General features: G+C 57.9%; 1 protein-coding gene. It reads right to left on the bottom strand.

Annotation, left to right across the window (positions count from 1 at the left end; translation table 11 throughout):
- On the bottom strand, window positions 1-920 hold a 920-nt coding region (locus IEX86_RS24735; protein WP_188868792.1), incomplete at both ends, for a hypothetical protein.

Here is a 920-nt window from a genome sequence, read left to right as displayed (position 1 = left end):
CCTTCGTTAACCGCGCGTTCGAGCGCGGCGGGACGAGGATCAGTAGGGTCAGGTCGGAGCTGTGACCAGGTCTGGCCCTGTTGCTCCAGATGGCACAGGAAACGGTTGATATTTGAGCGATCGTTGGAGTTTAGGCTTTGTGGCAACGAGGCCATGAGCTGACTATGCTCGGCAAGGGTGGGCTTAAGCCTCACCTGTCCTGATTCGGCTACCAGTACAAGCCCCAACGCCCTGTTGAGCGCTGCTCGTGTGCTGCTCTGTATGCCATGGTTATTGATCCCTTCGTTAACGGCGCGTTCGAGCCCAGCGGGACGAAGATCAGTAGGGTCAGGTCGGAGCTGTGACCAGGTCTGGCCCTGTTGCTCCAGGCGGTACAGGAAACGGTTGATCGATGAGCGATCGTTGGAGTTTAGGCTTTGTGGCAACGAGGCCATGAGCTGACTATGCTCGGCAACGGTAGGCGTAAGCCTCACCTGTCCCGATTCGCCTACCAGTACAAGTCCAAACGCCCTGTTGAGCGATGATCGTGTGCCGGGTTGTAGGCCATGCCGACTGATCCCTTCGTTAACCGCGCGTTCGAGCCCGGCGGGACGAGGATCAGTCGGATCAGGTCGGAGCTGTGACCAGGTCTGGCCCTGTTGCTCCAGGTGGCACAGGAAACGATTGATCGATGAGCGTTCTTGTCTACTTAGGCTTTGTGGCAGCAAGGCCATGAGCTGACTATGCTCGGCAAGGGTGGGCGTAAACCTCATCTGTCCCGATTCGCCTACCAGTACAAGTCCAAACGCCTTGTTGAGCGATGATCGTGTATGACTATGTAGGCCATGCCGACTAATCCCTTCGTTAACCGCGCGTTCGAGCGCGGCGGGACGAGGATCAGTAGGGTCAGGTCGGAGCTGTGACCAGGTCTGGCCCTGTTG

The organism is Pseudomonas asuensis (assembly GCF_014646755.1).
Lineage (GTDB): Bacteria > Pseudomonadota > Gammaproteobacteria > Pseudomonadales > Pseudomonadaceae > Chryseomonas > Chryseomonas asuensis.
Note: the sequence above shows the minus strand (reverse complement) of the source record. Positions and strands in the feature narration are given on the sequence as shown.